General features: G+C 45.9%; 17 protein-coding genes. 16 read left to right on the top strand and 1 reads right to left on the bottom strand.

Annotation, left to right across the window (positions count from 1 at the left end):
• Positions 1-2 precede the first annotated feature (2 nt).
• From rplF to ACMXYU_RS15755, 13 genes are all read left to right on the top strand, one after another.
• Positions 3-536 carry a 50S ribosomal protein L6 gene (gene rplF, locus ACMXYU_RS15815; RefSeq protein ID WP_415886124.1) on the top strand — a complete coding sequence of 178 codons (534 nt, stop codon included), beginning with the start codon at positions 3-5 and terminating at the stop codon, positions 534-536.
• A 13-nt stretch (positions 537-549) separates the two neighbouring features.
• The gene (rplR, locus tag ACMXYU_RS15810; RefSeq protein WP_415886122.1) at positions 550-900 is read left to right on the top strand and encodes a 50S ribosomal protein L18; all 351 of its coding nucleotides are present in this window, start codon (positions 550-552) and stop codon (positions 898-900) included.
• Between the two features lie 11 nt (positions 901-911).
• Positions 912-1,412: a 30S ribosomal protein S5 gene (gene rpsE / locus ACMXYU_RS15805; protein WP_297309703.1), complete on the top strand. Its 501-nt coding sequence runs from the start codon at positions 912-914 to the stop codon at positions 1,410-1,412.
• 6 nt (positions 1,413-1,418) lie between these two features.
• Positions 1,419-1,598 (top strand): 50S ribosomal protein L30, encoded by a 180-nt coding sequence (gene rpmD / locus ACMXYU_RS15800; RefSeq protein ID WP_297309705.1) that lies wholly within the window; start codon positions 1,419-1,421, stop codon positions 1,596-1,598.
• Positions 1,599-1,614: 16 nt separating this feature from the next.
• Positions 1,615-2,049: a 50S ribosomal protein L15 gene (gene rplO / locus ACMXYU_RS15795; RefSeq protein ID WP_415886121.1), complete on the top strand. Its 435-nt coding sequence runs from the start codon at positions 1,615-1,617 to the stop codon at positions 2,047-2,049.
• The gene (gene secY / locus ACMXYU_RS15790) at positions 2,050-3,378 is read left to right on the top strand and encodes a preprotein translocase subunit SecY (RefSeq protein ID WP_415882724.1); all 1,329 of its coding nucleotides are present in this window, start codon (positions 2,050-2,052) and stop codon (positions 3,376-3,378) included.
• A 20-nt stretch (positions 3,379-3,398) separates the two neighbouring features.
• The gene (gene rpmJ, locus ACMXYU_RS15785) at positions 3,399-3,515 is read left to right on the top strand and encodes a 50S ribosomal protein L36 (protein ID WP_007021200.1); all 117 of its coding nucleotides are present in this window, start codon (positions 3,399-3,401) and stop codon (positions 3,513-3,515) included.
• A 147-nt stretch (positions 3,516-3,662) separates the two neighbouring features.
• Positions 3,663-4,019, top strand: a complete 357-nt coding sequence (gene rpsM / locus ACMXYU_RS15780; RefSeq protein ID WP_415882723.1) for a 30S ribosomal protein S13 — start codon at positions 3,663-3,665, stop codon at positions 4,017-4,019.
• A 25-nt stretch (positions 4,020-4,044) separates the two neighbouring features.
• Positions 4,045-4,434, top strand: coding sequence for a 30S ribosomal protein S11 (gene rpsK / locus ACMXYU_RS15775; RefSeq protein WP_415882722.1), 390 nt, complete (start codon positions 4,045-4,047; stop codon positions 4,432-4,434).
• A gap of 15 nt (positions 4,435-4,449) precedes the next feature.
• On the top strand, positions 4,450-5,070 hold the full coding sequence (gene rpsD / locus ACMXYU_RS15770) for a 30S ribosomal protein S4 (RefSeq protein WP_415882721.1): 621 nt from the start codon (positions 4,450-4,452) through the stop codon (positions 5,068-5,070).
• 24 nt (positions 5,071-5,094) lie between these two features.
• A complete protein-coding gene (locus tag ACMXYU_RS15765) occupies positions 5,095-6,099 on the top strand; it encodes a DNA-directed RNA polymerase subunit alpha (RefSeq protein ID WP_415882720.1) in 1,005 nt (334 codons plus the stop codon).
• 39 nt (positions 6,100-6,138) lie between these two features.
• Positions 6,139-6,528, top strand: coding sequence for a 50S ribosomal protein L17 (rplQ, locus tag ACMXYU_RS15760; protein ID WP_415882719.1), 390 nt, complete (start codon positions 6,139-6,141; stop codon positions 6,526-6,528).
• 116 nt (positions 6,529-6,644) lie between these two features.
• The gene (locus ACMXYU_RS15755; protein ID WP_415899436.1) at positions 6,645-7,313 is read left to right on the top strand and encodes an acyltransferase; all 669 of its coding nucleotides are present in this window, start codon (positions 6,645-6,647) and stop codon (positions 7,311-7,313) included.
• Positions 7,314-7,352: 39 nt separating this feature from the next.
• Here ACMXYU_RS15755 and uvrA read toward each other — a convergent pair whose 3' ends face one another.
• Positions 7,353-10,181 carry an excinuclease ABC subunit UvrA gene (uvrA, locus tag ACMXYU_RS15750; protein WP_415899435.1) on the bottom strand — a complete coding sequence of 943 codons (2,829 nt, stop codon included), beginning with the start codon at positions 10,179-10,181 and terminating at the stop codon, positions 7,353-7,355.
• 186 nt (positions 10,182-10,367) lie between these two features.
• On the opposite strand from uvrA, the gene ssb reads away from it, so the two are divergent.
• The 3 genes from ssb (at position 10,368) to rfbD (ending at position 12,479) form a co-directional block, all read left to right on the top strand.
• Positions 10,368-10,922, top strand: a complete 555-nt coding sequence (gene ssb, locus ACMXYU_RS15745) for a single-stranded DNA-binding protein (RefSeq protein ID WP_415889519.1) — start codon at positions 10,368-10,370, stop codon at positions 10,920-10,922.
• A gap of 206 nt (positions 10,923-11,128) precedes the next feature.
• Positions 11,129-11,368, top strand: a complete 240-nt coding sequence (gene grxC / locus ACMXYU_RS15740; protein WP_415882715.1) for a glutaredoxin 3 — start codon at positions 11,129-11,131, stop codon at positions 11,366-11,368.
• Between the two features lie 199 nt (positions 11,369-11,567).
• On the top strand, positions 11,568-12,479 hold the full coding sequence (gene rfbD, locus ACMXYU_RS15735; protein WP_415899434.1) for a dTDP-4-dehydrorhamnose reductase: 912 nt from the start codon (positions 11,568-11,570) through the stop codon (positions 12,477-12,479).
• Positions 12,480-12,492 lie beyond the last annotated feature (13 nt).

Here is a 12,492-nt window from a genome sequence, read left to right as displayed (position 1 = left end):
ATATGTCACGTATTGCAAAAAGCCCTGTTATCGTACCTGCAGGTGTTGAAGTTAAGATTGACGGTCAGACTGTCAATGTTAAAGGTAAAAACGGCCAGCTTTCACTAGACGTTCACCCAACTGTTGGTGTTGCTCTAGAAGAAGGTTCTGTGAACTTCACAGCTCGTGAAGCTTCCAAGCTGTCTCTTTCCTTGTCCGGTACTACACGCTCACTGGTTAACAACATGGTTGTTGGTGTGTCAGAAGGCTTCAAGAAAACTCTTGAGCTACAAGGTGTTGGTTACCGTGCTGCTGCTAAAGGCAACACGCTTAACCTTAACCTAGGTTTCTCGCACCCAATCGACTACGACCTACCAGAAGGTATCAAAGCAGAAACGCCTAATGTAACTACTATCATCCTTTCAGGCGCTGATAAGCAAGTTCTAGGTCAAGTTGCTGCTGAGATTCGTGCGTTCCGTCCACCAGAGCCATATAAAGGCAAGGGTGTTCGTTATGCTGATGAGTATGTTCGCCGTAAAGAAGCGAAGAAAAAGTAAATAGGGCAGGGTTATGAACGCTAAGAAACAATCTCGTATTCGTCGTGCTCGCCGCTCTCGCCTTAAAATGCGTGAGTTAGGTGCAACACGTCTGTGCGTTACACGCACACCGCGTCACATCTACGCTCAGGTTATCTCTGCTGATGGTGCTAAAGTTCTTGCAGCTGCATCAACTGTAGAAAAAGATCTGCGTGAATCTGCTGGCGGTAACGTTGCAGCAGCTGAAAAAGTAGGCGCATTGATCGCTCAGCGTGCTAAAGAAGCTGGCGTATCTGAAGTAGCATTTGACCGTTCTGGTTACCAGTATCACGGTCGTGTTAAAGCTTTGGCTGATGCAGCCCGCGAAGGCGGCCTGGAATTCTAAAGGGATCGAATATGTCAAATCATGAACAGAAAGACGGCGATCTGCAGGAAAAGCTGGTTCAGGTTAACCGCGTCGCTAAAGTAGTAAAAGGTGGTCGTATCTTCGGCTTTACAGCACTAACTGTAGTTGGTGACGGTAAAGGTCGCGTAGGTTTCGGTCGTGGTAAAGCTCGTGAAGTTCCTGCTGCTATTCAAAAAGCAATGGAACAAGCTCGTCGTAACATGGTTTCAGTTGAACTAAACGGCGACACGTTGCAGTACCCAATTAAAGCACGTCATGGTGCTTCTAAAGTTTACATGCAGCCTGCATCTCAAGGTACTGGTGTAATCGCAGGTGGTGCGATGCGTGCAGTACTAGAATTGGCAGGTGTCCATAACGTACTGGCTAAGTGCTACGGCTCTACAAACCCGGTTAACGTTGTACGCGCGACTGTTAAAGGTCTTGCTGCAATGAAGTCTCCGGAAGATGTAGCTGCTAAGCGCGGTAAGTCCGTAGAAGACATTCTGGGGTAATCGACAATGGCTAAGACTGTTAAAGTAACACTAGTACGTAGCCCTATCGGTACTCTTCCTAACCACAAATTGTGCGTTAAGGGTCTAGGTCTACGCCGTATTGGGCACACAGTTGAAGTAGAAGATACTCCATCTGTACGTGGCATGATCAACAAAGTTAACTACCTACTTCAGGTAGAAGACTAATAAGGGAGTTCAAAACATGCGTCTGAACACTCTAAGCCCTGCTGAAGGTTCTCGTAAAACGGCTAAACGTGTTGGTCGTGGTATCGGTTCCGGTTTGGGTAAGACTTGTGGCCGTGGTCACAAAGGTCAGAAATCCCGCTCTGGCGGTTCTGTAAAACCAGGTTTCGAAGGCGGTCAGATGCCTTTGCAGCGTCGTCTGCCGAAATTCGGTTTTACTTCTCGTATTGCTCGTTACGTTACAGAGATTCGTCTGAACGAACTTGCTAAGATCGAAGCTGAAGTAATTGATCTAGATGCTTTGAAAGCAGCAGACATCATCAAGCAGGAAATCAAAACTGCTAAAGTGATTTTGTCTGGTGAGATCAATAAGGCTGTCACTGTTAAAGGTCTTAAAGTGACCAAAGGTGCACAGGCTGCTATCGAAGCTGCTGGCGGTAAAGTCGAGGCGTAAATGGCTAAAAAAGGACCTATACCAGCGGGCAACCAAAGCGGACTAGGTGAGCTTAAGTCTCGTCTACTTTTCGTTTTGATGGCGATCGTTGTTTATCGTATCGGTGCACATATTCCTGTACCGGGTATCAACCCAGATCGTCTGGCCGCATTATTTGATCAGAACCAGGGCACAATCCTGAGTCTCTTTAACATGTTCTCCGGTGGTGCACTGGAGCGTATGAGTATCTTGGCATTGGGTATCATGCCGTACATCTCTGCATCGATTATTATGCAGCTGATGACGGTCGTTAGCCCTACCTTGGCTCAGTTAAAGAAAGAGGGTGAGGCTGGTCGTCGTAAGATTAACCAGTACACTCGCTACGGGACTGTAGCGCTTGCAACTGTACAAGCCTTTGGTATGGCCGTAGGTCTAGCCAATCAAGGTGTATCGTTTACCGCGGATGCCAGCTTCTATTTCGTAGCTGTTGTCACTTTGGTAGCGGGTGCAGTATTCCTAATGTGGTTAGGTGAGCAAGTCACAGAGCGTGGTATCGGTAACGGTATCTCCATTCTGATCTTTGCTGGTATTGTTGCCGGTTTGCCAAGTGCGATCGGACAGGCCTTTGAAGCAGCGCGTCAAGGTGATTTAAACATCCTTGCGCTGTTAGCTATTGCTGTACTAGCGATTGCTACAGTTGGTTTTGTTGTGTTTATGGAGCGCGGCCAACGCCGTATCACCATTAACTATGCTAAACGCCAACAGGGTAATCGTGTGTTCGCGGCACAATCTAGCCACCTTCCATTGAAGGTCAACATGGCTGGTGTGATTCCGCCGATTTTTGCATCCAGTATTTTGCTTTTCCCTGCCTCTATGGGCCAATGGTTTGGTCAGAGTGAAGGCATGGATTGGCTGCAAAATGTTGCATTAGCGCTTGGCCCAGGTCAGCCGCTTTACATTTTGTTATTCTCGGTCGCAATTATATTTTTCTGCTACTTCTACACAGCGATTGTTTTCAATCCTAAGGACGTAGCAGATAACCTGAAGAAATCAGGTGCTTTTATTCCGGGTATTCGTCCAGGTGATCAATCCGCACGTTACATTGATACCGTGCTGGGCCGATTGACCTTATTCGGTGCGCTTTATATTACTGCTGTATCTTTGATGCCTCAGTTCCTAGTAGTCGCAGCGAATGTACCGTTCTATTTCGGTGGCACCTCACTCCTGATCGTCGTAGTTGTCGTGATGGACTTTATGGCGCAGGTTCAGTCTCATCTGATGTCACATCAGTACGAGTCCCTGATGAAGAAATCTAATCTCAAAGGTGGCGGCGCAGGACTTTCGCGCTAAGGCCACAACTGGAGTAGATCATGAAAGTACGTGCATCTGTTAAAAAGATCTGTCGTAACTGCAAAATCGTTCGTCGTAACGGTTCAGTACGTGTGATCTGTAAAGTAGAGCCGCGTCACAAGCAGCGTCAGGGTTAATTAATCCCTGATTTGGGCGCAGATGGTGTGCAGCACTTGATTTAATTTTAATCAATGTGTATTATTGCGCGCCTTCTGCGAACAGAACAAATTTTTATTGGTGTTTGATAATTTAAACAAACACCTTTTATTAAACGGAGTAATAGAATGGCCCGTATAGCTGGAGTCAACATTCCTGACAATAAGCATGCGGTAATTTCTCTGACTTACATTTACGGTATTGGCCGCACGACATCGTCTGCGATCTTAGAAACTTGCGGTATTGCACCGACTACTAAGATCTCTGATTTGTCCGATGAGCAATTGGACATCGTTCGTGGAGAAGTTGCTAAATTTACTGTTGAAGGCGACCTACGTCGTGAAGTATCCATGAGCATCAAACGTTTGATGGACCTTGGTTGTTTCCGCGGCATTCGCCACCGTCGTAACCTTCCGGTTCGCGGTCAGCGTAGTAAAACTAACGCGCGCACTCGAAAAGGCCCGCGTAAGCCGATCCGTAAATAAGTGGTAAGCGATAGGAATTCCGAATATGGCAAAGCCAGGTAATCGCACACGCAAAAAAGCGAAGAAGCAAATAGCGGATGGGTTCGCCCACATCCACGCTTCTTTTAACAATACGATCATTACAATTACCGATCGTCAGGGTAACGCTCTTTCTTGGGCAACTGCGGGTGGCTCCGGCTTCCGTGGTTCTCGTAAGAGTACCCCTTTCGCTGCTCAGGTTGCGGCTGAGCGCGCTGGACAGGCTGCATTAGAATATGGCCTGAAAAACTTAGACGTATTTGTAAAAGGCCCAGGACCAGGTCGCGAATCAGCGGTTCGTGCTCTGAACTCTGTAGGCTACAAAATTGCAAATATCACTGACGTGACGCCAATCCCTCACAATGGTTGTCGTCCACCGAAGAAACGTCGCGTTTAATCTGGAGACGGTAATATGGCTCGTTATCTTGGACCAAAGTGCAAACTGTCTCGTAGGGAAGGTACAGACCTTTTCCTAAAGAGCGGTGTTCGCGCACTGGACAGCAAGTGTAAAGCTGAGACTGTCCCTGGTGTTCACGGCGCTCGTCGCGGTCGTCTATCCGACTACGGCCTGCAGCTACGTGAAAAACAGAAAGTTCGTCGTATGTACGGCGTACTGGAACGTCAGTTCCGCAGTTATTATAAAGAAGCGGCTCGTCGTAGCGGTGCAACAGGTGAAAACCTTCTGCAACTGCTAGAAGGTCGTTTGGACAATGTTGTATATCGCATGGGTTTCGGTTCTACACGTGCCGAATCTCGTCAGATCGTATCTCACCGCTCAATCACTGTTAACGGTCAGGTTGTGAACATCGCTTCCTACCAAGTTAAAGCAGGTGATGTTGTAGCAGTACGTGAAAAAGCTAAATCTCAGTTGCGTATTAAAAACGCTCTAGAACTAGCTGGCCAACGTGCAGCAGTTGAGTGGGTTGATGTAGACGCTGCAAAAATGGAAGGCACATATAAAGCCACTCCAGAGCGTTCTGATCTGTCCGCAGATATCAACGAACAGCTAATTGTAGAGCTGTACTCGAAGTAATTTTAACTTTAATTTGGTGGAAATATGCAGCGTTCGGTAAATGAGTTTCTAAGTCCACGTCATATTGACGTACAAGAAATCAGCAAAACGCGCGCTAAAGTGACTCTAGAGCCACTTGAGCGTGGATTTGGCCATACGCTGGGCAATGCATTACGCCGCATTCTTTTATCTTCTATGCCGGGTTGTGCCGTAACAGAAGTAGAGATTGAAGGCGTTTTGCATGAGTACAGCACAATTGAAGGTGTTCAGGAAGATGTAATTGAGATCCTCCTGAACCTGAAAGGGGTTGCAGTGTTGTTGCACAACAACGACGAAGTAACCCTGACTCTGAGCAAATCTGAAGCAGGTCCTGTAACTGCTGGTGATATTCAACTGAATCAGGATGTTGAAATCGCTAACCCGGACCACGTTATTGCTCACCTTAATGAAGGTGCGAGTCTAAACATGCAGCTAACTGTTGGTCGTGGCCGTGGTTACGTTCCAGCTGATCTGCGTGTTTCTGATGAAGAAGAGACTCGTGCAATCGGTCGTCTACAGCTGGACGCTACTTTCAGCCCAGTACGTCGCGTTTCTTACGTAGTAGAAAGCGCGCGTGTAGAGCAACGTACTGACTTGGATAAACTGGTTATTGATATCGAATCTAACGGTACCATTGATCCAGAAGAAGCTATCCGTCGTGCGGCTACCATCCTTCAGCAACAGCTTATTGTGTTTGTTGATCTGGAAGATGGTGCTGATCAAGCTAAGGATGAACCAGAAGAGCCGGAAATTGATCCAATTCTTCTGCGTCCTGTAGATGATCTGGAGCTGACTGTACGTTCCGCCAACTGTCTGAAGGCAGAACAGATCTACTATATTGGTGATCTGATTCAGCGTACAGAGGTTGAACTGCTTAAGACTCCGAACTTGGGTAAGAAGTCGTTGACAGAGATCAAAGACGTACTTGCATCTAAGGGCTTGTCCCTAGGTATGCGTCTTGAGAACTGGCCACCGGCTAGCCTGAAGAACGACGATAAAGTCGCTTCCTGATTCGGCGATAACAACTGACTGGTTTGGTAGGGATTTATCATGCGTCATCGTAAATCTGGTCGTAAATTAAGCCGTACCAGTGCGCACCGCAAAGCTATGTTTAAAAACATGGCAGTATCTTTGTTTGAGCACGAGTTGATTCGTACAACTTTGCCTAAAGCTAAAGAACTGCGCGGCTATGCAGAGCCACTGATTACACTGGCTAAAAACGACACTGTAGCGAACCGCCGTTTGGCATTCGCACGTACTGGCAGCAAAGTTGCTGTTGGTAAACTGTTCAACGAACTAGGTCCGCGTTACAACGCGCGTCCTGGTGGCTATGTTCGTATCCTGAAGTGCGGTTTCCGCCCAGGTGACAACGCTCCTATGGCTTACGTTGAGCTAGTTGATCGTCCAGCTGTAGAAGCTGCTGACGAAGCAGAAGATTAAGATTTCTTGATCTAAAAAAACCCGGCTTTATGCCGGGTTTTTTATTGCCTGAAATTTAGTAAAGACATTACTATTACCCTTCAGACTGCTTGCTTGATGATAGGTTTTTAGCTGTAATGAATACTGATAAATTGGTTAAGTTGTTTCGCTATTTAGCTGCGATTCCAAAAAGTCTTTACGTCAACTTACGCTTATTACCTATTAATCAAGCGATCAAGTTTCCTATCATTGTTTCTAATAAAACTAAACTCATCTCACTAAATGGTAAGGTTAAGTTAGATAAGGTTAAAACTGGCTTGGTTCGTATCGGCTTTACTGGTGCCGATATGATTGATTATCGCTACAGTCGAACAATGCTCCAAATTGATGGTCAGTTCACTGTTAAGGGCAAAGTTAAGATAGGTAAAGGAACACGATTAATTGTTGCCGGTAATTTGAATTTGGGCGCTAATTTTATCGCCACAGGTGATAACACGATTATCTGCGAAAAACATATGTCTATCGGTAGCGACTGTATGTTCGCTTGGGAATCTGTGGTCATGGACACTGACCAGCATGCAATATTCGATCAATCAGGTGATCAGATCAATATTGAAGATAGAGTGGTCATTGGTAACAATGTCTGGCTTGGTGCAAGAAGCTTTGTCTTGAAGAACTCTGTGATTGAAGATGGCTGTATAGTTGCTGCAAATACTACTGTAACTAGATCAATTGGCGAGAAAGATGTGATCATTGCTGGAGCACCTTCTAAGAAAATTAAAGAAGGTGTTCACTGGCAACATTAAACACGATCGTAGTGAGTTCTACCCAAATGCTTAACCTGATTATTTCAGGTTAAGCATTGGCTTTAAGAACCTACCTGTATGCGAAGCTGGGTTCTCAGCAACCTCTTCAGGTGTACCTTCGGCAATGATCATACCGCCTTTAACGCCACCTTCAGGTCCCAAATCTACAATCCAATCGGCTGTTTTGATCACATCCAAATTGTGTTCGATCACTACAATTGTGTTGCCGTGATCGCGTAAACGATAGAGTACGTTCAGTAATTGCTGAATATCGTAAAAATGCAGGCCTGTAGTTGGTTCATCAAGGATATACAGAGTTTTACCTGTATCACGCTTAGAAAGTTCTTTGGCTAGTTTTACGCGCTGAGCTTCACCACCAGATAGTGTTGTTGCAGCTTGACCCAAACGGATATAGGACAAACCAACATCCATTAAGGTCTGTAGGCGACGAGCCAGTGCTGGTATCGCATCGAAGAATTCTCGCGCATCTTCAACCGTAAGATCTAAGACTTCATGGATATTCTTGCCTTTGTATTTGATCTCCAATGTTTCACGGTTGTAGCGCTTACCTTTACAAACATCGCAAGGGACATATACATCAGGTAGGAAGTGCATCTCTACCTTGATGACGCCATCACCCTGACAAGCTTCACAGCGACCACCTTTGACATTAAAACTAAAGCGCCCTGGCTTATAGCCACGCGAGCGTGCCTCTTGAGTACCGGCAAACAGTTCACGTACGGGTGTAAAAATACCTGTATAAGTTGCTGGGTTTGAGCGCGGAGTACGGCCGATCGGGCTTTGATCAATATCGATCACTTTATCAAAATGCTTAATGCCCTCGATCGATTCGTGAGGTGCAGGATCCAAGGTAGTCGCATTATTAAGTTCAGTTGCTGCGATTGGATACAGCGTACCGTTGATCAGAGTTGATTTGCCCGAGCCCGATACACCGGTAACGCAGGTTAGTAAGCCTACAGGGATCTTCAGATCGACATTGTTTAGGTTGTTACCGCTAGCACCATTCAGGCATAGCTGTTTCTTGCTATCAGCAGGATGACGCTGTTCAGGTACAGCGATCTCTTTAGTGCCTGTTAAATACTGACCTGTTATAGAGGCGGGGTTTGCCATGACCTCATCTGGCGTACCTTCAGCAATGACTTGTCCACCATGTACACCGGCACCAGGGCCTATATCAATGACATAATCGGCAAGACGAATAGCGTCTTCATCGTGTTCTACAACGATGACTGTATTACCTAAGTCTCTAAGGTGAACTAGTGTTTTGAGCAGTCGCTCGTTATCTCGTTGATGCAGGCCGATCGAAGGTTCATCCAGAATGTACATAACACCAACAAGGCCAGCGCCAATCTGACTTGCTAAACGGATGCGCTGTGCTTCACCACCTGATAGAGTATCGGCATTGCGATCTAGAGAGAGGTACTCGAGGCCTACGTTGACAAGGAATCTTAGGCGTTCTCGAATCTCTTTTAGAATCTTTTCAGCAATCTCACCTTGTTTACCTGTTAGATGAAGATTCTCGAAGTACTCTAAACTCTCTCCAATCGGTTTCTTAACGATATCAGGAAGTGTCTGTTGATCTATATATACGTGCCTCGCGTCGCGGCGCAAACGACTGCCGTTACAGGACGAGCACGGCTGCATATTTAGATATTTGGCGAGATCTTCGCGAACGGTATCGGATTCGGTTTCTTTATAACGACGTTGTAAATTATTCAGCACGCCTTCGAAAGGGTGTGCCTTATTAATGATGTCGCCGCGATCATTTAGGTAACGGAAAGTAACGGTTTCTTTGCCACTACCATTCAAAATAAGATCTTGTTCGGATTTTTTCAGGGACTTGAATGGTGTATCCATATCAAATCCGTATTGCTCTGCTACCGCTTTAAGCTGCTGGAAATAATACAAGCTGCGGCGGTCCCAACCTCTAATAGCGCCTTCGGATAGGGTCAGGTTTGAATCGTGAACTACTTTAGATGGATCAAAATATTGCTTAACCCCTAAGCCGTCACAGCTTGGACAAGCGCCATGAGGATTGTTGAAAGAGAACAGTCTAGGTTCAAGCTCCTGAATACTATGTCCACATTCTGGACAGGCAAAGCGAGCAGAGAAAATTAATTCGTCAGCGTCACCATCCATGTAAGCAACTTTGGCAATGCCGTCGCTGAGGTTAAGTGCTGTTTCGAATGACTCGGCTAAACGGGTCTGGAGATCATCGCGAACTTTGAAGCGGTCAATAACTACTTCGATATCGTGCTTCTTGTTCTTATCTAGCTCTGGTGCACTATCTAGGTCAACGACAATTCCATCGATTCTGGCGCGAATGAAACCTTCAGCGCGCAGGTTGTTTATAGTGTGTAAGTGCTCACCTTTTCTGCCTTGTACTATAGGTGCTAACAGCATTAATTTGCTGCCTTGCTCAAGCTCAAGTACTTGGTCCACCATCTGACTGATTGTTTGCGCTGCAAGTGGTAGATCATGATCCGGACAGCGTGGTTCACCTGCACGAGCAAATAATAGGCGCAAATAATCGTATATTTCGGTGATTGTACCAACAGTCGAGCGCGGGTTGTGAGATGTTGATTTCTGTTCAATCGAAATAGCAGGGGATAAGCCTTCGATATGATCGACATCAGGTTTTTCCATCATCGATAGGAACTGTCGAGCATAAGTCGAGAGAGACTCAACATAGCGGCGTTGACCTTCTGCATAGAGCGTATCAAATGCCAGTGAAGACTTACCTGAGCCGGATAACCCTGTAATAACAATGAGTTTGTCTCGGGGGATCTCAAGATCAATATCTTTAAGGTTGTGGGTACGCGCACCCCGGACCTGAATCTTATCCATAATGGCTCTCAGATGTGGAAAACAAAACATCCCATTATAGAGATTTTTCGTGGCCGCTGTAGCTTTTCTAAACGATAAAATCTCTATGGGATAAGAGTGGGCGAGAGGGTGATCGCATGTTAAGCTTGAGTGTTATACGCGCAGGTTTATCAATCTGACGTGAGAGAAGATTTTTGGAGAAAGAAAATGGCACGTGGTGTTAATAAAGTAATTTTGGTGGGCAATCTGGGTGGAGATCCAGAAGTACGTTATATGCCAAATGGCAATGCTGTAACTAATGTAACCATCGCAACGTCTGAATCATGGAAAGATAAGCAGACGGGCCAGCAGCAAGAGCGTACTGAATGGCACCGTGTGGTATTTTTTAACCGTCTAGCGGAGATCGCTGGCGAGTATATGCGTAAAGGCGGTAAGGTTTACGTTGAAGGCGCCTTGCGTACTCGTAAATGGCAGGATCAAAGTGGTCAGGATCGTTACACGACTGAGATTGTAGCAAGCGAAATGCAGTTGCTTGATAGTCGTGGCGGTAACGAAGGTGGCTATGCTCCTCAGCAACAACAGGGTGGTTATGCACAACAGCCACAACAGCAAGCACCTGCTCCACAAATGGCGCCGCAGATGGCTCCACAAGCTGCGCCTCAGCAAGCTCCTCAGCAGCGTCCTGCTCCAGCACCGCAGCAAGCGCCTGCACCGCAAGCGGCACCGGGTTTTGATGATTTCGATGATGATATTCCGTTCTAATATTTGTAGAGCTGGATAGATCGATAAAGACCTCGCATTGCGAGGTTTTTTCGTTTTAGGCCTTTCATAGGGCTTGGTTGGGAGCGCAAATCTATTTTGGATGCTTGGACGGTTACTGTGGATCTTTGGAGGCCTATAGCAGAAGTTTTACGGGTAAATTTAGTGACAGCATAAATACAAACAGAATGATTTTTAGGAGTTAAAAAATGCCGTCAGTCGAAATTTATACCATGAGTTATTGCCCATACTGCATTGCAGCCAAGCGCTTGTTGAAAAAGCTGGGGTGGCAATTTAACGAGATCGAAATTACAGGCAAACCTAAGGTTAAAACCACCATGGTTCAACGCACTCAGCGCAAAACTGTGCCGCAGATCTTTGTGAATAATCAGCATATCGGTGGCTTTGATGATTTTTCGGCTTATGTTCAAGAGCAGAAGTTACTGTGAGAGGTCGATTGCGGGCAGTTGTTACCCAGTTATCAGGGTGTTAGATCAAGCTTCGATTAAAAATAGCTACCCTGCTAAGGGTTTACTGGGCCTTGCCGGGAGATTGAGGTATATTTTTTAAGAAGTGAGGTAACTTTCTGCTGTTATGCAGGATGAATAGTTTTATGAGTCAAAATGAGATGCCGGAGAGTTTGGTTTAATGGCACTGGATCTACTGTTAAAGCCTATCAAAATATTAATTACCGGAGCTCATGGACAGGTGGGGAGCGCGCTGACGCGTGCTGTAGAAGCGGATAGCTTTTTTGAAGTTATTGCTTTGGGGAAATCTCAGTTAGATGTTACTGATCCAGAGCAGATCTCTGAACAACTGGCTCATCATCTACCAGATTATGTTGTGAACTGCGCTGCGTTTGATGATGTCGATGAAGCAGAGTCACAATCAGAGCTTTGTTATGCGGTTAACTCTGATGCTGTAGAGGCTTTAGCATTCGCATGTGGTGATCTGTCTATCCCAATGTTCCACTTATCCACCGACTACGTGTTTGATGGTCACTATGCTAGCGGCTATACCGAAGAGGATGAAGTCGCACCTTTAGGGATCTATGGTGATAGTAAGTGGCAAGGTGAAGAGAGACTTCGCCAAGCTTTGCCGAAGCATATTATCTTGCGAGTTAGTTGGTTGTTTAGTGATCAAGGGAATAACTTTGTTCTGCGAACGCTTGAGGCGGCTAAGAAGCAATCTGAGCTACAAGCGGTAACGGATCGTAAGGGCTGCCCTACTTCTGCATCAGATGTGGCCCGAGTTATTCTCGCTATGCTAAAGCAGATTCATAATGGTGCCGATGCCTGGGGCACTTTCCATTACTGCGGCGCTGAGGTGATCAATCGTTATGATTTCTGTAAAGAGATTCTGATTGCTGCAGGTCAGTACGAAAATTTTGATGTGGAAAAGTTGGTCCCAGTATCGAGTAAAGATTACGTCACTGAAGCATTACGTCCAAATACGTCTGTTTTAATGTGTAAAAAATTATTGAGTGTATTTGGGATAAGGCAGAGGCCTTGGCGACAGGAGTTGCAATGGTTGATGCGAGATATCTATCCATCATCCTAGCCGCCAAGTACTA

The sequence above is a fragment of the Neptuniibacter sp. QD48_11 genome, assembly GCF_047778095.1.
Taxonomy (GTDB): domain Bacteria; phylum Pseudomonadota; class Gammaproteobacteria; order Pseudomonadales; family Balneatricaceae; genus Neptuniibacter.
Note: the sequence above shows the minus strand (reverse complement) of the source record. Positions and strands in the feature narration are given on the sequence as shown.